Origin of the sequence: Streptomyces sp. MCA2 (genome assembly GCF_023544705.1) — a bacterium.
Lineage (GTDB): Bacteria > Actinomycetota > Actinomycetes > Streptomycetales > Streptomycetaceae > Streptomyces > Streptomyces decoyicus.
On the sequence record NZ_JAMJFM010000009.1, the window covers coordinates 138815 to 161193 of the forward strand.

19 protein-coding genes are annotated in these 22379 nt (G+C 72.5%); 2 read left to right on the forward strand and 17 right to left on the reverse strand.

The genetic code is table 11. The annotated features are described in order from the left end of the window. Positions 1-68 precede the first annotated feature (68 nt). The 4 genes from M8I34_RS10010 to M8I34_RS10025 form a co-directional block, all read right to left on the reverse strand. The gene (locus tag M8I34_RS10010; protein WP_250049132.1) at positions 69-1031 is read right to left on the reverse strand and encodes a Ku protein; all 963 of its coding nucleotides are present in this window, start codon (positions 1029-1031) and stop codon (positions 69-71) included. Between the two features lie 147 nt (positions 1032-1178). After that, entirely contained in the window at positions 1179-2570 is a 1392-nt protein-coding gene (locus M8I34_RS10015; protein ID WP_250049019.1) for a DUF2252 domain-containing protein, read from the reverse strand. 26 nt (positions 2571-2596) lie between these two features. After that, positions 2597-2998 (reverse strand): hypothetical protein, encoded by a 402-nt coding sequence (locus M8I34_RS10020; RefSeq protein ID WP_250049020.1) that lies wholly within the window; start codon positions 2996-2998, stop codon positions 2597-2599. A 98-nt stretch (positions 2999-3096) separates the two neighbouring features. Further along, positions 3097-3936, reverse strand: a complete 840-nt coding sequence (locus M8I34_RS10025; protein WP_250049022.1) for a hypothetical protein — start codon at positions 3934-3936, stop codon at positions 3097-3099. A gap of 875 nt (positions 3937-4811) precedes the next feature. On the opposite strand from M8I34_RS10025, the gene ligD reads away from it, so the two are divergent. Continuing rightward, positions 4812-5795 (forward strand): non-homologous end-joining DNA ligase, encoded by a 984-nt coding sequence (gene ligD / locus M8I34_RS10030; protein ID WP_250049024.1) that lies wholly within the window; start codon positions 4812-4814, stop codon positions 5793-5795. 94 nt (positions 5796-5889) lie between these two features. Here the strand turns inward: ligD and M8I34_RS10035 are convergent, their stop codons facing one another. Further along, on the reverse strand, positions 5890-6975 hold the full coding sequence (locus tag M8I34_RS10035) for a cation diffusion facilitator family transporter (protein ID WP_250049026.1): 1086 nt from the start codon (positions 6973-6975) through the stop codon (positions 5890-5892). A gap of 263 nt (positions 6976-7238) precedes the next feature. On the opposite strand from M8I34_RS10035, the gene M8I34_RS10040 reads away from it, so the two are divergent. Then, positions 7239-7898, forward strand: a complete 660-nt coding sequence (locus M8I34_RS10040) for an endonuclease (protein ID WP_250049028.1) — start codon at positions 7239-7241, stop codon at positions 7896-7898. A gap of 173 nt (positions 7899-8071) precedes the next feature. Here the strand turns inward: M8I34_RS10040 and M8I34_RS10045 are convergent, their stop codons facing one another. The 12 genes from M8I34_RS10045 to M8I34_RS10100 all read right to left on the reverse strand — a co-directional run bounded on the left by M8I34_RS10045 (position 8072) and on the right by M8I34_RS10100 (position 22378). Then, positions 8072-9916, reverse strand: a complete 1845-nt coding sequence (locus M8I34_RS10045; protein WP_250049030.1) for a complex I subunit 5 family protein — start codon at positions 9914-9916, stop codon at positions 8072-8074. After that, a complete protein-coding gene (locus M8I34_RS10050) occupies positions 9913-10260 on the reverse strand; it encodes a sodium:proton antiporter (protein WP_250049036.1) in 348 nt (115 codons plus the stop codon). The genes M8I34_RS10045 and M8I34_RS10050 overlap by 4 nt, the downstream gene beginning before the upstream one ends. Beyond that, on the reverse strand, positions 10257-11015 hold the full coding sequence (locus M8I34_RS10055) for an MnhB domain-containing protein (RefSeq protein ID WP_250049038.1): 759 nt from the start codon (positions 11013-11015) through the stop codon (positions 10257-10259). Before M8I34_RS10055 ends, M8I34_RS10050 begins: the two co-directional genes overlap by 4 nt. Continuing rightward, positions 11012-11281 (reverse strand): hydrogenase subunit MbhD domain-containing protein, encoded by a 270-nt coding sequence (locus tag M8I34_RS10060; RefSeq protein WP_250049039.1) that lies wholly within the window; start codon positions 11279-11281, stop codon positions 11012-11014. Before M8I34_RS10060 ends, M8I34_RS10055 begins: the two co-directional genes overlap by 4 nt. Beyond that, positions 11274-11765 (reverse strand): monovalent cation/H+ antiporter complex subunit F, encoded by a 492-nt coding sequence (locus M8I34_RS10065; protein WP_250049041.1) that lies wholly within the window; start codon positions 11763-11765, stop codon positions 11274-11276. Before M8I34_RS10065 ends, M8I34_RS10060 begins: the two co-directional genes overlap by 8 nt. Next, positions 11762-11938 (reverse strand): hypothetical protein, encoded by a 177-nt coding sequence (locus M8I34_RS10070; protein WP_250049043.1) that lies wholly within the window; start codon positions 11936-11938, stop codon positions 11762-11764. The genes M8I34_RS10065 and M8I34_RS10070 overlap by 4 nt, the downstream gene beginning before the upstream one ends. Before the next feature lie 118 nt (positions 11939-12056). Continuing rightward, positions 12057-14465, reverse strand: a complete 2409-nt coding sequence (locus M8I34_RS10075) for a phosphoketolase (protein WP_250049044.1) — start codon at positions 14463-14465, stop codon at positions 12057-12059. 36 nt (positions 14466-14501) lie between these two features. Continuing rightward, positions 14502-15467, reverse strand: coding sequence for an LLM class F420-dependent oxidoreductase (locus tag M8I34_RS10080; RefSeq protein WP_250049046.1), 966 nt, complete (start codon positions 15465-15467; stop codon positions 14502-14504). A 52-nt stretch (positions 15468-15519) separates the two neighbouring features. Further along, a complete protein-coding gene (locus M8I34_RS10085; RefSeq protein WP_250049048.1) occupies positions 15520-15714 on the reverse strand; it encodes a hypothetical protein in 195 nt (64 codons plus the stop codon). Between the two features lie 149 nt (positions 15715-15863). Beyond that, positions 15864-20147: a bifunctional nitrate reductase/sulfite reductase flavoprotein subunit alpha gene (locus tag M8I34_RS10090; protein ID WP_250049049.1), complete on the reverse strand. Its 4284-nt coding sequence runs from the start codon at positions 20145-20147 to the stop codon at positions 15864-15866. A gap of 140 nt (positions 20148-20287) precedes the next feature. After that, the gene (locus M8I34_RS10095) at positions 20288-21520 is read right to left on the reverse strand and encodes an NAD(P)/FAD-dependent oxidoreductase (protein ID WP_250049051.1); all 1233 of its coding nucleotides are present in this window, start codon (positions 21518-21520) and stop codon (positions 20288-20290) included. Positions 21521-21607: 87 nt separating this feature from the next. After that, positions 21608-22378 (reverse strand): HpcH/HpaI aldolase/citrate lyase family protein, encoded by a 771-nt coding sequence (locus M8I34_RS10100; protein ID WP_250049052.1) that lies wholly within the window; start codon positions 22376-22378, stop codon positions 21608-21610. Position 22379 lies beyond the last annotated feature (1 nt).

Genomic DNA, 22379 nt, shown 5'->3' on the forward strand with positions numbered 1-22379 from the left:
CCCGGGGGCGGGCGCCTTATGTCCGGACGCGGCGCGGGGCGGCAGCCGGCCGGGGCCCCGGCAAGGGCTCAGCCGGCCCGCCGCCCGCCCCTGCCCGCGGTCTTCTTCGCCGCGGCCGTCTTCTTGGCAGGAGTCTTCTTGGCGGCGGTTTTCGTGGTGGCGGATTTCGTGGCGGCGGTCTTCTTCGCCGCGCTCTTCTTCGTGGTGCGGCCGGACCCGCCACCGTCCGGGGCACCCTCGTCCTCGCCGCGGGACTTCTTGGCCGCGCGCACGCTGTCCTGAAGGGCCGCCATCAGGTCCATCACCTGGCCGGCCGGCTGCTCCTCACCGGCCGGGAATTCCGGCTCGCGATGCGCCAGCTTCGCCGCCACGATCTCCTCGAGCGCCTCACGGTAGTGATCGTGCACATCGTCTTCCGACAGCTCGCCGAAGGAATCCATGAGCGTCTCGGCGGCCGCCACCTCGGCGGGGGCGACCTCCGGCTGCCGCTCGGGCAGCACCCCGTCCATCGGGCGGATCTGGTGCGGCCACAGCAGCACCTGCATGACCAGCGCGCCCTCCATCGGGCGGATCATGGCGAGCGTCTCCCGCCCGTGCAGCGCGATCTTGCCGAGCCCGACGCGCTGATGCCGTTCCATCGCCTCGCGCAGCAGCACATAGGGCTTGGCCGCGGCGGGGCTGTCGATGCCCAGGTAGTAGCCCTTGCCCATCTGTAGCGGGTCGATGTCCCCGCCGGCGACGAAGGCCAGGATCGTCAGCGTCTTCGCGGTCGGCAGCGGCAGCGCGTCCAGATCGTCGTCGCTCAGCGGTACGACGGTGTCCCCGTCGTCGGGCTTGTAGCCCCGGCCGATCTCGTCCGGCGGGATCTCGACGCCCTCCAGCGAGCACACGGGCTGATTGCGGACCCGCCCGCCGTCCGCCGTATGGATCCGCACGAAGCTGACCGACGTGGAGCTGTCCGTGGCGTTGTACGCGGCGACCGGGATCGTGACCAGGCCGAAGCTGATGGAGAACTTCGCCGTGGGGCGCATGGGGGCCGCCTTCATCGGAGCCATTCGGCACCATGCTAGGCGGGGCGGACGGACCGTACATCCCGGGCGATTCCGGGTGCGCCATTCGGGTGGCGGCGCCCCGGCCGCCGTGCGGCACGGTGCTCGGATGCCCCGGCCCCACCCCGCTCAGGAGGCCGCGGCCGTCACCCGGCCCGCCCGGACCGCCTCCCTGAGCGTCTGGTGGTCGCGCTCGTTCTGGTCCGCGTAGCGCTCCGCGAACCGCGCCAGCGCCTCGTCGAAGACCGTGCTCCTGCCGAGGTAGGCGCCGATCGCGATCCGGTCGCCGGACCTGGCGTGCGCCCGGGCCAGGGTGGCCCCGCAGCGCACGGCGAACCGCCGCATGCCCGTCGGCACCATCACATCCGTCGGCATGATGCCCTTCCAGTCACGCAATTGGCGCACATAGAAGTCGCGTGGGCGCCCGTCGATGCCGGTGACCCGGTCCCAGCCGAGGAAGATGTCGCCGGCGGCCTGCATCAACCGCTGGCCGGCCACCACGCGTTCGCCCTGGTGGGTGTGCGGGCCGGGGCCGGCGTACGGGGCGAGTGCGGACTCATCGGCCTCCTTGGCCTGGAGCAGGAGCGGGTCGTCCATGTCCTTGCCGAGCAGCAGCACGATCCAGCAGCGGGTGCCCACACTGCCGACCCCGACGACCTTGCGGGCCATGTCGACGACCCGGTACTGCTCCAGCAGCCGGCGATGGTCCGAACGCAGGGTGCGGCCGTAGCTCCGCACCAGTCCGCTGATCTGTTCCGTCAGCCGGTCACGCTCGACGTCCGGCAGCAGATCGTCCAGCGGCACGATCAACGGCGGATCGGCGGCGATCCGCACCCGGCCGCCGCTCCTCCGGGTCAGCTTGCGATACGCCTGCACGGTGTCGCGGGTACGGGCTTCCTCGATGGTGCGGGCCAGTGCCGCACGGCCCCTGCTGCCCAGCTCATGGGCTTCCTCGGCCTCGACGTCGGCCATATCGGCATGGGCGTACCAGACCTCCAGGGTGCGCATGTCCGCGTAGCGGCGCATCTCCTCGCGGTAGGACGCACAGGCGGCCCGGACGACGCCGGCCCGGACCTTCTCGGGGAAACCGTTCCCGCGCCCCGCGATGGCGAAGCTGGCCGCCAGCCGTTTGACGTCCCACTCCCACGGTCCCGGCAAGGTCTCGTCGAAGTCGTTGAGGTCGAACATCAGATGGCGCTCGGGGGAGGCCAGCAGCCGGAAGTTCAGCAGATGGGCGTCCCCGCACAGTTGGGTGCGCAGCCCCGTGGACGGTGTCGTGGCCAGGTCCGCCGCCATGATGGCGGCGGCACCGCGGTAGAAGCGGAACGGGGACTCCAGCATCCGTCCGTAGCGGAGCGGCACCAACTCCGGTACACGGAGCGCGGACTGCCGTTCGATGATGTCCACCGGGTCGGTTCGGCCGGCCGCGGGGGTGAACTCCGCATGACGGGTGCGGGGCACTTCGGAGCGAAGTGCCCTGCCTGCTTCCGCGCGTTCCTGCGGGGTGGGTCCGGTGGTCATGACCGTGGCCGGAGGGGGTCTTCAGCTCACCGGGTGGCCGCGGTGCGGTGGTGGTTGTCCGTGCACAGCGCCCAGATGATGAAGATGTCGATGGCGATCAGCACGATGGCCCAGAAGGGGTAGTGGGGGATCCACAGGAAGTTCGCCAGCGCCCCCAGGCCCGCCAGGATGACACCGATCACCCGTGCCCACATCGCGCCCGTGGAGAGCAGTGCGACACCGGCGAGGAGGATGACGATGCCCAGGATGAGATGGATCCAGCCCCATCCCGTCAGGTTGAAGGAGAACACGTAGTTCTGCGTGGTGACGAAGACGTTGTCCTTGGCGATGGCGGAGATGCCCTCGAAGAAGGCCATCGCGCCACCGAAGATCATCAGGACTGCGGCGAATGCCGTCCATCCGCTCACGTCGCGCTTCTGAGTGGCCATGGGTGACTCCTCACTTGAGAAACCTGGCCGTCCTTACCGGACCCGCCGGTGGTCATGCAGTTCGTTCCACGTTCACACAGGTACCGGCCAGCCGCATGTCAGGGATGTTCGAAGGCCTGGAGCACCCCGGCCACCGCAAAGCAGAGCGCTCCGGTGAGGGTCCCCCAGTTGGCGATGCCGACGCTGACCAGGCTTCCGGTCTCCGGGCGGGTGAAGGCGGCCAGCGCGGCCACCATGAAGAGCACCGAACCGAGCTGATTGAGCGCGACGATCCACCACCCGAGACTGCGCCGTTCGAGGCACAGCCGGCCGTGGCAGACCTCGACGACCGCCAGCTGCCCCGAGATCAGGAACAGCAGACAGCCGACCAAGTCGGGTGCCCAGACCAGCCGGTTCATCTGCTGGACGGTCAGCCTCTGGAGAAACGAATCCAGCAGGTTGATGCCGAACACCAGCGTGCCCGCGAACAGCACGAAGGTACTCAGCCAGTCGATCCGGCCCGGTTCATAGCTCCACCACCGGAAGCGGTGCGTGGTCAGCGAAGCCGCTGCGCTCTCCCGGCGCGGAGCGTTGATGGCCTGGACGAGGGAGGCATAGCCGCCCAGGGTGAAGAACACGCCGCCGACGAAGTAGATCGTGGCGGTCCCGGTGGCGCTCATCGAGCTGAACTGGGCCAGCGCCGCACCGAGGACGAACAGCGTGCCGCCGAAGGTGAAGGAGCCCGCGGCGATGCCGTTGAGCCTGCGCAGACGGGTCAGTGCCGCGGCGCCGGCGCGCCGCGGGCTGCTCTCGGTGGCCCCGGCGGGCCGCACCGCGAGCGTCCCGCGCTTGCGGGCCGCCCGTGACTCCCAGACGGCGGTCTCACCCGCTTCGAGGCGCCAGGTCAGCCGGGTGGTGAACGGTCCCGCACCTTCGGCGCGCTCCTCGGAATTCCCCACCCGTCGAGCCTATCGATCCCGTACGGGAATGCCGGGTAGCGCCTCGTCAGGTCCTCGCCGGGAGGCCCTTGCTGGTCCGCGGGGTGCCGGGCGGCGAGGCGGACGGGGGCGTTCCGCACGCCTGCGCAGCCCAGGCGCGCACATTCCTCCGTGGCGACCGTGGCGACGTCGAGCATCTCGGTCCGCGTACGCGTCGCGTCACGCTGCCGTCCGGGCGGGCGAACGGCACCCATACGGCACCTCGGAGGCGGGATCGGTGCCGGTCAGTCTTCATGGTGCGACGGTTCGGCCCGCCGTTGCGGTGCCCGGCGCGGGGAGCGGATCGGGCGCGGGACCGGGCTGCGGTCCGGGCGTCGGTGGCGCCGGGTTCGGCGGGATCGGATCCGGCTCGGGCGCCGGTACCGGCGGGGGCACGGGGTCGGGTCCGGGGGCGGGGACCGGGCCGGGCGCCGGGCCCGGCGTGGGTCCGGGGGGCCCGGGGCCCGGACCCGGAGTCGGCGGGACCGGATCCGGATGGGTGGGGCCTGGCGGTCCTGGTGGCTGTCGCACCGTCATCTGCTCCTCACGCGTCGCTTCCCGGCGGCCGAGCGCCTGACGCCCGCTCCGCGGGGCATGCTGCTCTCCTTGCCGATCCTGCGCCGGCCATGCGCAGCCGGACGCACCGACCCCGCGCAGTGAGCCGCACGGGCCCGCTGCGCAGTGAGACGCACGGGCTCCCTGCGCAGCGAGACGCACGGACCCGCCTTCCCGGCGTACGTACACACTCTGCGACGGCCCCGGCCACTCGGCGACAGGGGAGGCGAACGGGCGCGTCGCGCGCAGGGCCACCCGGACGCGGGAGCGTACGACGGCCCGGAGCGGGTAACCCCGCCCGCATGAACGCCACAGAGACCGGCACCGGCACCGGCACCGGCACCGGCACGGGGACGGGCACGGATACGGACTCGGACACGGTCCGCGCGGGCCGTCGCACGGTGCGGATCCACCGGCCGGACAAGGTGCTGTTCCCCGACGACGGTCTGACCAAGGCCGATGTCATCGACTACTACCGCCGGGTTGCCGCCTCGATGGTCCCGCAGCTGCGGGGGCGGCCGCTGATGCTGGAACGGCTTCCGGAGGGGCTGGGCGGGCCCCAGTTCATGCAGAAGGACACCCCGGACCACTACCCCGACTGGATCCGGCGGGCGCGGGTCACCAAGGAGGGCGGCACCGTCACCCATACCGTCTGCGACGACAAGGCGACCCTCCTCTTCCTCGCCGACCAGGCCTGCCTCACCTTCCACCGCTGGCTGTCGCGCGCCGACCGGCCCGACCACCCCGACCGGCTGGTGTTCGATCTCGACCCGCCCGGCCCGGACTTCGAGGCCGTACGGGAGGCCGCCCGGCAGCTCTGTGCGCTGCTCGACGAACTCGGACTGCCGGCCACCCTGATGACCACCGGATCGAAGGGGCTGCACGTCACCGTCCCGCTGGACGGCCGAAGCGACTTCGACACGGTACGGGGCTTCGCCCAGGAGGTGGCCCAGGTGCTGGCGGAGCGTCACCCGGACCGTCTGACCACCGCCGTACGCAAGAAGTCGCGCGGCGACCGGCTCTACCTCGATGTGCAGCGCAACGCCTATGCGCAGACGGCGGTCGCGCCCTGGTCGCTGCGGCCCAAACCCGGTGCCCCGGTCGCCGTGCCGATCAGCCGGAAGCAGCTCGACGATCCCCACATCACCGCGCAGACCTGGTCGTTGAAGGATGTCGCGGGTGTCCTGGCGCAGGCGAGATCGCGGCCGTGGTCCGGGGTGCCGGCCCGCGGGCGTTCGCTGGGCCCGGCACGCAGGCGGCTCGACGGGCTGCGGGGGACGGGGTGAGGTACGTGCACGGGGCCGGTGGTGAGCGGCCGGGCGGCTCGCGGAAGGCCGTCCGGCGCCTGCGCGTTTTCGGCCTTCCGGGCGCTGCTCCGCCTCAGCCCTCCGGCCGCCGCTCCGCCTCGTCCTGCTCGGGCTCGCCGTTCACCGCTCTGTCGAGCTGCCGACGCTCCCGCCGGGCCCGTGCGCGGTCCCTCGGTGAGGCTTCTGTGACGTCCAGGAAGAGCTGGTCGGCGATCGGCCACTTCTCCCGGACGGTCTTCTTCAGCCGCACCAGGACCTCCTCCACCTCCTCGCTGTCCAGCCCGGGGACGAGATCGACGCGGGCCGCGACCAGCGTCGACCGGGTCCCCAGCCGCATCGACAGCAAGGTGGTCACCGTGTCGATCTCCGGCTGGGCCTCCAGGAACTCCCGGATGGCCTGCCGCAGCGCCGGGTCGGCGGCCTCGCCGATGATCTGGCCGCGGGACTGCTTGGCGAGCTGGTAGGCGACGAACACCAGCAGCGCACCGATGATCATCGACGCCCAGGCCTCCCACTGCACCTGGCCGGTGATCATGTGAAGTCCCATGCCGGCCATGGCGACCACCACACCGAAACAGGCGGTGGAGTCCTCCGCCAGCACGGTCCGCAACGCCGGGTCGTCGGCCGCGCGGATCGCCTCCCGTATGCCGCGGCCGTCCTGCCGTGCCTGGCCGCGGATCTGGAGCAGGGCGCGGACCAGTGAGGAGCCCTCGGCGACCAGCGCGACGGCCAGCACGATCAGGCCGGCGACATAGCCCGTACGGGTCTCCGAACTGCCCGAGCGCAGTGCCTCGATGCCCTGGAAGACGGAGAAACAGCCGCCCATGACGAAAATGCCGACGGCGGCGAGCAGGGACCAGAAGTACCGCTCTTTTCCGTAGCCGAAGGGGTGCTTGCTGTCGGGCGCGCGTTTGCTGCGCTTGAGGGAGGCGAGCAGGAAGATCTCGTTGAGGCTGTCGGCGACCGAGTGCGCGGCCTCGGACAGCAGCGCGGGCGAGGCCGCGAACAGCCCGCCGAGCAGCTTGGCCACGGCGATCACCAAGTTGGCGCCGAGCGCCACGAGAACGGTGACCGCGGTTTCCGCGTCCTCCTGGTCCTTTGCCTCCTCCTGCTCCGGCCGACCGGTGGAGTGATGCGCAGCCTCAGCGTCCCGGGACAAGCGTCGCCTCCCCGTCGTCGGTCGGACAGCGACGTGAGCGTAGTCGCCCGGACGTGGCCGCGCACCCGGTGCGGGGGCATTGGGCCCCACGGAGCAGTGGCGGTTTCCCGCCCGGCGCACCGGGGAGTGTGACGGCGGATCACCCACGCGGCGACAAGCGCATTACCCACGACGCGACAAGCGGATCACCCACGACACGACAGAGGGCAGGGCGTGGCCAGGACTTCTCTTCTCGACCTCATGAGCCTCGGCGGGGGCGCCGCGTGAGCCCCCGCGGCGGGCAGCGGGCCGTGGCGCGCACCCTGCTGGAGCGGCACGGCGAGACCTTTGCGGCACAGAGCGGGATCCGGCTGGGGAACACGCCGCAGCCGCTGTACCAGGTGCTGGTGCTGGCCGGTCTGCTCAGTGCGCGGATCCGCGCCTCCGTGGCGGTGGCGGCCGCGCGCGCCCTCTTCGACGCGGGCCTGCGCACACCGCGGCGGATGGCGGAGGCGACCTGGCAGCAACGGGTCGACGCGCTGGGGGAGGGCGGATACCGGCGCTACGACGAGCGCACCGCCACCCAGCTCGGTGACGGGGCCACCCTGCTGCAGGACACCTACCGCGGCGATCTACGGCGGATGCGGGAGGAAGCCGGCGGCGACACCGCCGCGCTGCGCGGCGCCCTGCGGAAGGTGCCGGGCCTGGGGCCCGCGGGCTGCGACATCTTTCTGCGCGAGGTGCAGGGCGTCTGGACCGAACTCGCCCCGTATCTCGATGCCAAGGCCGTCCAGGGGGCGGGGCGGCTGGGCCTGCCGGACGACAGCGGGAAGCTCGCGCGGCTGGTCAAGCAGGACGAGACCGCCGCCTTCGCCTCGGGGCTGGTGCGCGCGGCGCTGGACCGTTCCGTCGTCGACGACGTACTGGAGGCATCGGGCACCTGACCCGGCACCCGCGGCGCCACCGACCGGCCGCGGCCAGCGACGCCGCGTGAACCGGTAGCCGCCGCTGACGGCGCTGACGGCGCTGACGGGACTGAGGGAACGGACGGCACGGACAGCACGGACGGGACTGACGGGACTGACGGGACTGACGGCACGGAAGCCGCCCGCACCCGTCACACGATCAGTGCCGCCAGCAGAGTGATGCCCGCCAGGAACCAGGCGACATAGTCGCCCACATGACCGGAGTGGAGTCGGCGCAGCGGCACGGCCCAGCGCGTCGGTTCCCGGCGTTCGGGGCGCCGCACGGCCAGCAGGGCGAACGCCGTGGCCAGTGCGGTGGCCAGCAGGCCCCACAGCACACCGGCCACGGTCCAGTGCGGCGGGGGAGTGGGCGCGGGCTCCGCCGCCCGCCCGTACAGGACGGCCGTGAGGTATCCGGCGTGGTCGGTGAAGGCGTCGGCGGCCCGGCCGACGCCGGTGCGCAGGGCCGGGTCCAGCCCCACCGCCAGCGCCCCGGCGAGCAGCGCCGTGGGCACGAGGAGCATGCTGTCCGGGATCCGGGAGAGCCGCCCGCCACGGGTCTCCGGCTCCTCCTCCTTTCCGGTCGTCTCCTCGGCGTCGTCGTCGTGGTCGGCGGCCGGGCGGGACTCCGGTGCCGCGCTCTCCGGAACCGGTCCCAGTCCCAGGAACACCCGCGCCCCGGCCCGCAGCACCGCGCCCCCGGTGGCCGCCGAGACCAGTACGCACAGCGCCGTCGCCCAGCCGCCCGCCGCCTCTTCGATGACGGCCTTGCCCAGCGCGGTGCCGAACGGCGGCAGCCCGGCGAGCGCCAGCCCACCGATGCCGAACAGCACGCCCGCCCAACGGAGTTCGCGCCCCTTGCCGTGCAGCTGGAGCTCGTCGACGCTGCCGAACCGGTCCAGCAGAATGCCCGCACAGGCGAAGAGCGCGGCCTTCACCCCGGCATGCGCCAGCACGTACAGGGCGACGCCGCCGAGCCCCTCCGGAGTGAGCGTCGCGAGGCCCACCAGGAACATTCCGGTGTGCGCGATGGTGGAGTAGGCCAGCAGCCGCTTGAGATGGCGCTGCTGCCAGCACATCACCGCACCCAGCACGGCCGTCAGCACGCCCAGGGCCAGCAGTGCCCGGTGCGCCGCGGGCGCCGGGATGCCGCCGGGGCCCGCGAAGACCGTCCAGTAGACGCGGGCCGTGCCGTACAGGCCCAGCTCGACCATGACCCCGGACAGCAGCATGCACACCGGCGTCGGCGCCACCGCATGCGCATCGGCGAGCCAGAAGTGGAACGGCACCGCCGCGGCCTTGACCAGCAGACCGGTGACGACGAGGACGAAGGAGGCGATCACCAGCGCGTCCGGGCCGCCGGGGCGCGCATCGAGGGCGCTGCCGATCTGGGCGAGGCCGAGTTCGCCGGTCCGGGCGTAGAGCAGCCCGATGCCCAGCAAGGTGGTGTAGGCGCCGAGGGAGTTGACGAGGGCGAACACCAGCGCCCCCTGGACCGCGCGGGCCTCCTCGATGCGGTAGCCCGTCAGTGCGTAGGCGACGACGCCCATCAGCTCGAAGAAGACAAAGGCGTTGAAGAGGTCCCCGGTGAGCGAGAAGCCGCACATGCCCGCCTGGAAGAGCAGCACCAGGGCGGGGAAGGAGCCCGCATGGCGCCGTGGCGGCTCGTCGAAGTACCGCCAGGCGTAGGCGAGGGCGGCCAGTGCCAGCAGCGAGACCAGCGCGGCCAGGCCGAGGCCGATGCGGCCGCCGACCAGCACGATGCCCACGCTCGCCCCGCCGTGCGGCCGCCACCCGCCCAGCCACTCCACGGGCCGCGCGGTGGAGGACGGCGTGGCGGCCGAGGCGCCCAGCGCGAGCGTCGCGGCGCCCGCGGCGAAGAGGCACCCCAGCAGCTCCGCCGCGTACCGGGGCAGCCGGCGGCCCGCGCCGACCAGCACCGCCGCGCCGGACAGCGGAGTCGCCACGATCAGCGGCAGGGTCTGCGCGACGCTCACCCGCGCAGCTCCGAGAGTTCGTCCGGATCCACCGTCCGGTGCCGCTTGGCGACCTGGATGACCAGGGAGAGCAGCAGCGCGGTGACGGTCGCCCCGATCACGATGTCGGTGAGGGTCAGGGCCTGCACGACGGGATCGACGACGGGGCGTGAGCCCGGCGCGATGTCGGAGAAGACCGGGGCGGTGCCGCCGTCCCGGTACCCGATGGCGAGCAGCAGCACATACGTCGAGGACTGGCAGACGGCGAGGCAGCCCACGGCGTGGATGAGGTTGCGGCTGGTGGCCAGCCCATAACAGCCGATCAGGAACAGCCATGCCGCGATCACATACGGCAGCACACTCATGTCCTCGCCTCCGCCTCGTCGTCCCGGCCTTCGCTCTCGATCTCCACGGCCTGGTCCAGGAAGCGGGCCAGCAGCACGACCACCCCGCACGCCACCTCCACGCCGATGGCGGCGTTGAGCAGCGGAACCGTGCCCCCGGAGGAGAGCATGTTGAAGGTGCCGTAGGGAAGGAAGTTGGCCAGGAACGCCGCCCCGGTCAGCAGCGCGGCCGCGCCCACCAGCAGATAGGCGGCCTCGCCCGCGGCGTCCGCCACCTCGTACATGCCGACCGGTCTGATCCGCTCCAGCGCCCGGTAGTCCACGGCGATGTAGAGCAGATGCAGCGAGGTGGCGACCACCACCCCGCCCTGGAAGCCGCCGCCGGGGCTGAGCTGGCCGTGTGCGATGACGTACAGGCCGATGAGCAGGGTGACGGGCAGCGCGATCAGGGCATAGCGGCGCACCGGCGGCGCGACCCGGACCGGCTCCGGGGGCAGCCGGTCCTCGTCGCGGGTCTGCCGCAGCAGGGCGACGGTGCCCACGACCGAGGCGAACAGGATGGACTCCTCGCCGAGGGTGTCAAAGGCGCGCTGGTCGAAGTTGACGGAGGAGACGGTGTTGGCGGTGTGCCGGGCGAGCGCGGCATGGACGGCCCGGTCGCCGTACGGATGCCACAGGCCGCCGAACGCGGGCAGATCGAAGCAGGCCAGGAGGAACAGCACGGCCACGCCCAGGCCGCCGGCGGCCAGCACGCACAGCCGCAGCCGCATGCTCATTCGTGCTCCTCCCGGCGCTCGCTGCGCGCCTTGCGCCGGACCTTGCGCACGGACAGCAGCACCATCAGCGGGGTCAGCGCGGAGCCGACCGCCAGCTGGGAGAGTGCGACATCGGGGGCCTGGAGCAGCAGGAAGAGGGTGGCCAGCGCGAGACCGAGCAGGGACAGCAGAAAGGACTGGCGTACCGGGTCGCGCACCAGGACGGTGGCGGTCCCGGCGACGGCCACCAGGGCCAGGCCGACGAGCAGCGGCAGGTCGTCAGCCATCGGACATCCCTTCCGCGGGCCCGGTCCGGCCGTGCCCGGTGCTGACGGCGGCGGTCACCGCGCGGGCGGCCACCCGGCTCCCCATCACCAACAGCACGCCGATGACCAGCAGTTTCACCAGCGCTCTGCCGGGTCCGGCGGCCACGCACAGCGGCAGCACCACCGCGGGAACCGCGACGTAGGTGAGCGCCGTGACCGTGAGCAGGGTGCGCGGCCGCGGCGGACGGTCCGCCAACCGGTCGGCGAGCAGCCGCACATACAGCAGCGTGCCGGCCGGCCCCAGCACCGCGAGCACCAGCGCCGGATCGACATACGCCGGGCGGCCGAAGCCCTGAGCCAGCAGCAGGACGACGAGGCTGAGCAGCGTGGTGACCAGGTTCTGGGCGGGCACCCGCCGCCGGACCGGGCCGGTGGCGGCGCCGTACGCGGCCGGGACGACGCCGCCCAGCAGCAGCGCGGTGCCCGCCGCGGTCCACCCGTTCACCGGCGCTCCGTCGCGCGGCGCGCCCCGCAGGCCGCCGCGGCGGCGAGCAGCGCGCAGCCGGCGCCGACCACCCATTCCAGGGTGTCGACGGGACCGATCAGTACGATCCACAGGCCGGTCAACACCGCCCACCATCCGATGAGTTCGGCGCCGGTCGTCAGCCGTCGAGCCATCCGCGCACCTCCGAGGCCCGGGTACCCGGGCCTCAGGCTCACATGCGGGGGCCCGGCCGCCCGGTCACCGCGCCGCGCGTCACTCCGTCGGAGGCGGCCATCGGGCAGCCGTGCGCCGTCAGCCCGCCCAGGTCCAGTCGGCGACCTCCGGCAGGTCGGTGCCGTGCTCCCGGATCCAGGCGTGGTGGCGGGTACGGACGTCCGCCATCGCCTGCCGCAGCGCGACGGCGCGCACCCCGAGGCCCGGGACCCGGTCGATCACATCCATCACCAGCCGGTACCGGTCCAGATCGTTGCGGACGACCATGTCGAAGGGCGTGGTGGTGGTGCCCTCCTCCTTGTAGCCGCGGACGTGCAGATTCTCGTGGCCGGCGCGGCGGTAGCAGAGGCGGTGGATCAGCCACGGATAGCCGTGGTAGGCGAAGACGACCGGTTTGTCGCGGGTGAACAGCGCGTCGTACTCGGGGTCCGGCATACCGTGCGGATGCTCGCTCGACGGCAGCAGCCGGGCCATGTCGACGACATTGACCACCCGCACCGCCAGCTCCGGCAGATGCCGGCGCAGCAGATCGGCCGCCGCCAGCGTCTCCTGCGTGGGCACGTCCCCCGCACAGGCCAGTACGACATCCGGCTCCCGGCTACCGTCCTCGGTGCCCGCCCACTCCCAGGCGCCGGCGCCGCGCGCGCAGTGGGTGCGGGCCTCGTCGAGGGTGAGCCAGTCGAAGCCCGGCTGTTTGCCGGCCACGATCACATTGACGTAGTCGCGGCTGCGCAGCGCATGATCGGCGACCGAGAGCAGGGTGTTGGCGTCCGGCGGCAGATAGACCCGGACCACCTCCGGGCTCTTGTTGAGGATGTGGTCGACGAAGCCGGGGTCCTGGTGCGAGAAGCCGTTGTGGTCCTGCCGCCAGACATGGGAGGTGAGCAGGTAGTTCAGTGAGGCGATAGGACGGCGCCAGGGCAGCCGGCGCGCGGTCCGCAGCCATTTGATGTGCTGGTTGACCATGGAGTCGACGATGTGCGCGAACGCCTCGTAGCTGGAGAAGAGCCCGTGCCGGCCGGTGAGGAGATAGCCCTCCAGCCACCCCTGGCACAGATGCTCGGAGAGCACCTCCATGACCCGGCCGTCGCGCGCGAGATGCTCGTCGGTGCCGAGCGTTTCGGCCTGCCAGGCCTTGCCGGTGGCGTCGTAGAGCGCCTCCAGGCGGTTCGACGCGGTCTCGTCGGGGCCCACGACACGGAAGTCACGGCGCTCGGCGGTGGCCTCCATGACCGCCTCCAGCAGCCCGCCCAGCACCCGGGTCGGCTCGTGCAGCTCGCTGCCGCGCTTGGTCACCTCCACCGCGTACCGCTCCAGGGGCGGGACGGGCAGATCGCGCAGCAGCAGACCGCCATTGGCGTGCGGCGAGGCGCCCAGCCGGCGCGACCCCTCGGGCACACAGGCGAGGACCTCCGGTGTCGGCCGGCCCTCGTCGTCGAACAGCTCGTCGGGCCGGTACGAGCGCAGCCAGTCCTCCAGCTGCCGCAGATGCTGGGCGTTCTCGCGTACGCCCGGCAGCGGGACCTGGTGGGCGCGCCAGGTGCCCTCGACGGGCTGCCCGTCGACCTCGTGCGGACCGGTCCAGCCCTTGGGCGTACGCAGCACGATCATGGGCCAGCGGGGGCGCTCGGTCACCCCTTCGGTGCGGGCCCGGCGCTGGATGGCGGCGATCCGGTCCAGTGCGCTGTCCATGGCGGCGGCCAGCGCCTGATGGACCGCCGCCGGATCGTCGCCGGAGACATGGATCGGGTCATGGCCGTAGCCGCGCAGCAGCGCATCCAGCTCGTCCTGCGGAATCCGGGCGAGCACCGTCGGGTTGGCGATCTTGTAGCCGTTGAGATGCAGCAGCGGCAGCACCGCGCCGTCGTGCACCGGGTCCAGGAACTTCGTGGCGTGCCAGGACGCGGCGAGCGGCCCGGTCTCCGCCTCGCCGTCGCCGACCACACAGGCGACGAACAGCTCCGGGTTGTCGAACGCCGCGCCGTAGGCATGGGTCAGGGAGTAGCCCAGCTCGCCGCCCTCATGGATCGAGCCCGGGGTCTCCGGCGCGACATGGCTGGGCACCCCGCCGGGGAACGAGAACTGCCGGAACAGCCGGGCCATGCCCTCGCCGTCCCGGCTGACATCGGGATAGGTCTCCGCGTACGTGCCGTCCAGCCAGGAGTTGGCCACCACGGCGGGGCCGCCGTGCCCCGGACCCCACACGCACAGGGCCTCCAGCTCGCGGGCCTTGATGACGCGGTTGAGGTGGGTGTGGACCAGGTTCAGGCCGGGCGAGGTGCCCCAGTGGCCCAGCAGCCGCGGCTTGATGTGCTCGGGGCGCAGCGGCGCCGTCAGCAGCGGATTGGCCATCAGATAGATCTGCCCGACGGCCAGATAGTTGGCGGCCCGCCAGTGGGCGTCGAGACGGTGCAGCTCGGCGGCGTCCAGGGGCCCCGGCGCCGCCGCGCTCGTTCCCGTGTCTGCCGGGTTTTCCGCATCCTGCATGCTCATCTCCCTGTCACGGTGGCGTGCAACGGGCGTTCACAGCGTGCGCAGCGCGGGCAGCAGCTCGGCCTCGGCCCACTCCAGGAACGGCTCCTGGTGCGCGCCGCCGATCTGGACCAGGGCGACCTCGGTGAAGCCCGCGTCCACATAGGCGCGTACCGCGTCGACGAAGCGGCCGACGTCGTCGCCGCACGGGAAGGCCTCCGCGACGTCCTCGGGACGTACGAACTCCGTCATCGCGTCGAATCCGGCCGGGCCCGGCAGCTCGGCATTGACCCGCCAGCCGCCGACCGCCCAGCGGAACTGCTCGTGGGCCCGCGCGAGGGCCGCCTTGCGGTCGGGGTCGTAGCAGACGGGCAGCTGGCCGATCCGCGGTTTGTCCTGGCCGCCGTGCCGGTCGAAGGTGGTCAGCAGCTCGCCCTTGGGCTCGGTGGCGATGACCAGATCGCCCAGCCGGCCCGCGATCTCGCAGGACCGGGGACCCGAGACGGCCACCCCGATCGGCGGCGGCACCTCGGGCAGATCCCAGAGTCTGGCGTGCACCACGTCGAAGTGGATGCCGTGGTGGGTGACCTCCCCGCCGCGGAACAGTGCCCGGATGATCTCGATCGCCTCGGCCAGCTGGTCCAGCCGTACGGGCGCGGCGGGCCACCCCGCACCCACCACGTGCTCATTGAGGTTCTCTCCGGAGCCGAGCCCCAGCCGGAACCGGCCGCCGGAGAGCAGCTGCATGGTCGCGGCCTTCTGGGCGACGACGGCGGGGTGGTAGCGGGTCGTCGGGCAGGTCACATACGTCATCAGCGGGATGCGGGTGGTCGCCTGCGCCGCGGCGCCCAGCACGCTCCAGGCGTACGGGGAGTGGCCCTGGGCGGCCAGCCACGGGAAGTAGTGGTCGGAGGTCACCGAGAAGTCGAAGCCGGCCCGCTCGGCGCCCACCACATGCTCCACCAGCGCCCGGGGCCCGGCCTGTTCGGTCATCATTGTGTATCCGACATGCACCATTCCATCCACCTTGCTGTGGGGGCGCAGGGCCTGCAACCGGGGCGGTTCCGGCTCAGTCGGGCGGCTCGGGGGCCGGGTGGTCGCCCGGCTCCGCACCCGGGGGCTCCTCGGGATCCGGGCCCGGCTCATCCGGCTCCGGCTCGGCCGGGACCGGGTCACGCGGCGCGTGCTCCGGTTCGCTCGGCACGGCCCCGGGCCCCCTGGGCGTCGGTTCGGTGGTCATGGTGGGGACAGTTTTCAAGGTCATGGGGCTCTCCTTCCTCACCATCGTCCGTCCAATGCACGTGGTCGGCCCGTTCAGGAAAAAAATCTGAGGGCGCGTTCACGAGGCGCTCCGTTCATGACGTGAACGCACAGGCCCGTCCGTGCCCACCGGGCCCCGCGTCGGCAGGTTCCTCAGTACACGTCACGTACGTAGCGCTTCTCGGCGGCGAGCTGCTTGACGTAGCCGGCGGCCGCCTCCTCCGCCAGACCGCCGTGCGCGACGGCGATGTCCCGCAGTGCCCGGTCGACGTCCTTGGCCATCCGGGACGCCTCGCCGCACACATAGAAATGGGCGCCGTCCTGGAGCCAGGACCACAGCTGGGCGCCGTGTTCGCGCATCCGGTCCTGGACGTAGACCTTGGCGCGCTGATCGCGGGAGAAGGCGGTGTCCAGCCGGGTGAGCAGGCCGTCGCCGCACAGCCGGCCGAGTTCCTCCTCGTGGTAGAAGTCCGTGGCGCGGCGCTGCTCGCCGAAGAAGAGCCAGTTGGGGGCGCGGTGGCCGAGGGCCCGTCGCTCCTCCAGGAAGCCGAGGAAGGGGGCCACGCCGGTCCCGGGGCCCACCATCACCATCGGGGTGGCCGGATCGGCCGGCGGACGGAAATGGGCGGCGCGCTGCACGAACACGGGCACCGGGCTGTTCGATTCCGCATCGGCCAGGAACGTGGAGGCCACGCCCTTGCGCGGACGCCCCCGGCGGTTCTCGTAGCGGACCACGGAGACCGTCAGACGCACGAGAGCGGGATCGGTCAGCGGGCTCGACGAGATGGAGTAGAGCCGGGGCTGGAGGCGGGTGAGGACGTCGGCCCACTCCGCCGCACCGGCCCGGACGGGGTGTTCGGCGAGGACGTCGACGGCCTGCCGGCTCCAGGTCCACTGGGCCAGCTCGCCCTTGTTGTCGGGCCGCAGCAGCTTCTTGAGGGTCCGGTCACCGGTGCGTTCCGCCACGAGCCGGAGGAGGCCGGGGGTGATCTTGGCGATGTCCAGATGGCGGTGCAGGGCCTCGCTCAGCGGCACCGTGCCCAGGCCCGTGAGGTCGACGGTGGCGGCGGGGTCGAGACCGGTGACGGCCAGCCACTCCGCGACCAGATCCGGGCAGTTCCGCGGCAGCACGCCGAGTGCGTCGCCCGCCTCGTACGCCAGCGGTGTGCCGTTGCCGTCCCGGGTGTCGAAGGTGAACTGCCGCACCTCCTTGGTGGCCCCGGCACGGCTGAGCAGCCGGTTGCCGACGAGGCGGGCGGCGGCGGGTGCGGCCTTGGAGGGGCGGGCGGGGGCCGGCGTCTCGGGGGCGGGCGCCGCACCCGCCGCGGCGGCGCCCGCCTCCCCCGTGGTGCCGCGCTCGGCCCCGCCGCCCTGCTCCGCGTCGGCCTCCAGGGCGCTGAGCACCTGATCGAGCCACTTCCCCGCCGGCTGCGCGTAGTCCGGTTCGCAGTCCGTACGCGGCACCAGCCGCACCGCGCCCAGTTCGGCGAGCCGGGTGTCCAGCCGGCGGCCGTGGCCGCAGAAGTCGTCGTACGAGGAATCGCCCAGCGCGAGGACGGAGTAGCGCACCCCGTCCAGCCGCGGGGAGTCCGGTGCGCTGAGGGTCTCCCAGAAGCCGGTCCCGTTGTCGGGGGCGTCGCCGTCCCCGAAGGTGCTGGTGACCAGGAGCAGATCGGCGCCGGGCGGCAGGGCGGCCGGGGCGCTGTCGGCCATGCTCAGCAGCTTCGCTTCCCGCCCGCTGCCCGTCAGCCGCCGGGCCGTGTCGGCGGCGACCTCCTCCGCGTTGCCGGTCTGTGAGGCCCACAGCACGAGGACCGTACGGGCGGGCGTGACACCGGACACTTCGGCGGGGGCGTCCGCCGGGTCCGGTGCGGCCGGCCGGTCCGGGGTGCGCGAAAACATCCCGGCCAGTACGCCGTTGACCCACAGGGCGCTCTCCGGGCCGAAGGGCGCCCGGTCGGGCAGTACGGGCGTGCCGGCGGTGGGAGCGGAGCCCAGCCCGGCGAGAAAGCCGGCGAGGTAGCGGCGTTCGTGCTCGGCCAGCACCGGCGGGGCGGTATCGGCGAGCTGGAACATCCCGGCCAGCACCCCGACGGCACCACCCGCACCGGAGCCCTGGCCCGTACCGCTGTCCTGGCCCGCACCGGAGCCCGGAAATGCCCCCGAGCCCTGGCTCGCACCGGTCCCGGGCGCGCCGCCCGTGTGCGCCGAGCCCGCCCCGCCGTGCCCGCCTCCCGCCTCGCCCGCGACCCTGGCCAGCGAGACCGCACACACCTTGAACTCGGGCTGGAAGGAGACCGGATCGACCGCGTCATGGGTCACCGCATTGACGCTGAGGTACTCGCCGAACAGGTCGTTCCAGTGGAACGGCGCGAAGCAGTTCCCGGGCCGCACCCGGTCGGTCAGTACGGCGGGCAGCACCGCCCGGCCGCGCCGCGAGGCGACCTCGACCGTGTCGCCCTCCGCGATGCCCAGCGCCCGGGCGTCCTGCGGATGGAGCTCCACGAAGGGGCCGGGGTTGAGCTTGTTCAGCTTGGCGACCTTGCCGGTCTTGGTCAGGGTGTGCCACTGGTGCGGCAGCCGGCCGGTGTTGAGGACGTACGGGAAGTCGTCGTCGGGCAGCTCGGCCGCCGGAAGGTGCGGACGGGCGAAGAACACGGCCCGGCCACTGGCGGTGGGGAAGGACAGCCGGGGGCGGGTGCCGTCCGGCCGCTCGTCCAGGGTCTGGCTGACGCCGTCGTTGAGGTAGCGCAGCGGATTGCGGGCGGGCCCGTCGGCGGCCGCGCTGGGCCACTGCACGGGGCTCTGCCGCAGCCGCTCATAGCTCACCCCGCGCAGGTCATAGCCGGTCTGCGGGTTCCAGGCGCGTGTGATCTCCTCGAATATCTCCTCCGCGCTCTCGTAGCCGAAGGCGTCCTCGTACCCCATCTCGCAGGCGATCCGGGCGATGATCCGCCAGTCCGGCCAGGCCTCGCCCGGGGCATCGGCGGCCTGCCGCACCAAGGTCAGATTGCGCTCCGAGTTGACCATCACGCCCTCGGCCTCGGCCCACATGGCGGCCGGCAGCACCACATCGGCGTACGCATGGGTCTCGGTCTCCGCGAACACGTCCTGCGAGACGACGAACTCGGCCGCCTCCAGCCCCTCGATGACCGTCCGGCGGTTGGCGACCGAGGCGACGGGGTTGGTGCAGATGATCCAGCACGCCTTGATGTCGCCGTCCGCCATCTGCCGGAACATCTCGACGGTGCCCTGGCCGGGCCCGTCCGCCCGCAGCGCCCCCGCCTCCAGCCCCCACAGCTCCTCGACGAAGGCCCGGTCCCCGTCCACCAGCGTCGAGCGCTGGCCGGGCAGGCCCGGCCCCATGTAGCCCATCTCGCGGCCGCCCATCGCGTTGGGCTGGCCGGTGAGCGAGAACGGGCCGCTGCCGGGGCGGCAGATCGCACCGGTCGCCAGATGCAGGTTGATCAGGGCGTTGGTGTTCCAGGTGCCATGGGTGCTCTGGTTCAGGCCCATGGTCCAGCAGCTCATCCAGTCGCCCGCGGCCGCTATCCACTCCGCGGCCCGGCGGAGGCCCTCCTCCGGTATCCCGGTGAGCTCCGCGACGGTCGCGGGCGGATAGTCCCGGAGGAAGTCCGGCATCGCCTCCCAGCCCTCGGTGTGCTCGGCGATGAACTCCGCGTCGACGGCGCCGTTCTCGACCAGCAGGTGCAGCAGGCCGTTCAGCAGCGCCAGATCCGTACCCGGCGCGATCTGGAGGAACAGATCGGCCTTGGCCGCGGTGGCGGTGCGCCGTGGATCGACCACGATCAGCTTGGCGCCCGCCTTGACCCGTTCCATCATCCGCAGGAAGAGGATCGGATGGCAGTCGGCCATGTTCGAGCCGATGACGAAGAAGACGTCGGCGTGCTCGAAGTCCTCATACGAGCCGGGCGGGCCGTCCGCGCCCAGCGACAGCTTGTAGCCGCTGCCCGCGCTCGCCATGCACAGCCGGGAGTTGGACTCGATGTGCCGGGTGCGCACAAAACCCTTGGCGAGCTTGTTCGCCAAGTACTGGGCCTCCAGGGTCATCTGACCGGAGACGTAGAGGGCGAGGGCGTCCGGACCGTGCTCGTCGACGATCTCGCGCAGCCGCCCGGCGGTCCGCTTGACCGCCGTCTCCATCGCCTCGGACACCGGCTCGTCGCCGCGGTCCGCACGCACCAGGGCGGTCGACAGCCGCCCCGGCGCGGCGAGCAGCTCGGCGCTGGTCGCGCCCTTCGTGCACAGCCGTCCGCCGTTCGCCGGGTGCGCCTTGTCGCCGGCCGCCTTGCGCACCGTCCGCCGCTCGTCCGGGCCCGTACCGACATCCAGCACGATCCCGCAGCCGACACCGCAGTACGAGCACGCCGTGCGCACCTGCGTGATGCTCTCTGCCGGTGTTTCCGGTGCGGTCACGGGCGGTCCCCTTCGTGGTCGGATGTTCCGCTCCACGGTAGGAATCGCCCGTTAACCAGGTGTCACGTCAAGAGATCAACCGTCGTTACGGCGCCCACACAGTCACCCGCGGCGCCGCGTGAGAACAGCCCGGCCGCCGCTCAGGGGACCAGATCCGCCAGCGGCACGTCCGGATCGGCGAGCCGCCCGGGGTCCACGGCCCGCCCGCTCGCCACCAGGGCCCGGATCGGCTCGGTGACGTCCCAGACGTTCACATTCATCCCGGCCAGCACCCGGCCGCCGGAGAGCCAGAAGGCGATGAACTCACGGGTGCCGGTGTCGCCGCGGAAGACGACCCGGTCATAGCCCTCCGGCCCGACGTACCCGGTGTACTCCATGCCGAGGTCGTACTGGTCGGTGAAGAAGTACGGCAGCCGGTCGTAGCGGACCTCCTGGCCCAGCATGGCCTTGGCGGCGGTCTGCGGCTGGTGGAGGGCGTTGGCCCAGTGCTCGACGCGCAGGTGCCGGCCCAGGAGGGGGTGGTAGGCGTTGGCGACATCGCCTGCGGCGTAGATGTCGGGGTGGGAGGAGCACAGCCGCTCGTCGACGACGACACCGTTGTCGACCTTGAGCCCGGCCTCGGCGGCCGGCTCGCTGTTGGGGGTGATCCCGACGCCGACGATGACGGCGTCCGCCGCGATACGGGTGCCGTCGGCCAGCCGCACCCCGTCCACCGCACCGTCCGTGCCGGTGATCTCCGTGACCTGGGTGCCGCAGCGCAGCGCGACACCGTGCTCGGTGTGCAGATCGGCGAAGATCTGGGCGGCCTCGCGGCCCAGCACCCCCAGCAGCGGCAGCGGCGCCGCCTCCAGCACGGTCACCTCGACCCCTGCCGCGCGCGCCGCGGCCGTGGTCTCCAGGCCGATCCAGCCGCCGCCGATCACCACGATCCGCGACGCGGTCCGGAAGACCTCCTTGAGGCGGTCGCTGTCCGCCAGGCGCCGCAGCGTGTGGACCCCGTCGAGGTCGGCGCCGGGCACCGGCAGCGGGCGGGGTGTGGAGCCGGTGGCCAGCAGCAGCTTGGCGTAGCCCAGCCGGCTGCCGTCGGCGAGGGTCACCTCGTGGCCGGCCGGGTCGAGGGCGGTGACGGCGTTGCCCGTGCGCAGGTCGACGTCGTACTGGGCGTACCACTGCGGCGGGTGGACGTAGACCTTCTCCTTCTCGGAGGTGCCCAGGAGGTAGCCCTTGGACAGCGGCGGCCGCTCGTAGGGACGCTCGCGCTCCTCGCCCAGCAGCAGGACGGGGCCGTCGAAGCCCTCCGCGCGCAGCGTCTCCGCGGCCTTCGCGCCGGCCAGCCCCGCTCCCGCGATGATGAATGCCGTGTTCTGGGCCATGTACCGCTCAGCTCCTTCGGACGATCGGTTACCCGGTCATCAGTTACCCGCCCGGAGCCCGCTCAGGTACCGCCGATGGAGTTGCCGTCACTCCCGCCCGGCGGTCCGCTCCCGGTGTGCCCGCAGCGCACGCGCCGCCAGATCGCGGTCCTCGCCCAGGACGAAGGCCGTGACACCGTCGGCGCGCCACTCGGCGCGGCGCTCCGGCGTGGTCGACATGGCACAGAAGGGAACAGAGTGGCGGGCGCAGGCGCCGCGCAGGGTGCGGACCGCCTCCTGGACGCGGGGGTGGCGGACCTGCCAGGGGACTCCGTAGGACTGGGAGAGGTCCCCGGGACCGGGCAGGACGAGGTCGACGCCGCCGGGGGCGAGGATCTCGTCGATCGCCGCCACGCCCTCGGCGTCCTCCAGGAGCGCCACGACCATGATCTCCGCGTTGGCCCGGCGGATGTACTCGGCCGGGTCGATACGGCCGAAGCCGGGACCCCGTCCGCCGTTGAGGGAGCGCATGCCCTCGGGCGCGTAGCGGGCGGCGCGGATCGTGGCGTCGATGTCGGCGCGCCCGCGTACGTGCGGGACGACGATGCCCATCGCCCCGGCGTCCAGGGCGCGCAGCACGGCACCGGGGTCGGCCTCGGGGACCCGGACGAAGGGCGTGAGCCCGGTCGTCTCGGCGGCCCTGATGAGGTTCTCCAGCCGCTGCGGGTCGACGAGGGTGTGCTCGGTGTCCAGGATGACGAAGTCATAGCCGGCGCAGCCGATCATCTCGACCATCGTGGGCTCGGGAAGCGTGCTGAAGAGCCCGTACACCTCCTTGCCCGCACCGAGCTTCTGCCGGACCTCGTTGGGGCGCAGCATC